The 294-nt window shown below is 66.7% G+C and carries 1 pseudogene; it reads left to right on the top strand.

Annotation, left to right across the window (positions count from 1 at the left end):
• A pseudogene (locus A3722_RS24285) lies at positions 1–294 on the top strand (hypothetical protein); the annotation flags it as partial.

The following is a 294-nucleotide window of genomic DNA, read 5'->3' as shown; positions in this document are numbered from 1 at the left end:
AGCCGCCGTGGCCCGGGGCGATCTGGAAGAAGTCTCTGACCCGGCACCGCAAGATGCACCCGCCGCGCAAGCCGAGGAAGCGCGCAACTCTTCACTGTCGCCCGAGGATGAAGACGAACTGGCCCGCGAATTGGCCGCGTTGGAGGCTGAACTTGGCGCGTCCACCCCGCCAGAGGCCGAGGAAACGCCCGCCCCCGCGGTCGAGATGACCGAGCCGGAAGCCGCGCCTGTTGAAGACGAACCCGCAGTCGAAGAGCCCGAAGAGGTTAAAGCCGCAGAGCAGGAACCAGCAGA

The sequence above is a fragment of the Sulfitobacter sp. HI0027 genome (assembly GCF_001634775.1).
Taxonomy (GTDB): domain Bacteria; phylum Pseudomonadota; class Alphaproteobacteria; order Rhodobacterales; family Rhodobacteraceae; genus Sulfitobacter.
The sequence above is the reverse complement of the archived record's forward strand: the minus strand, read 5'-3'. Positions and strand labels throughout refer to the sequence as shown.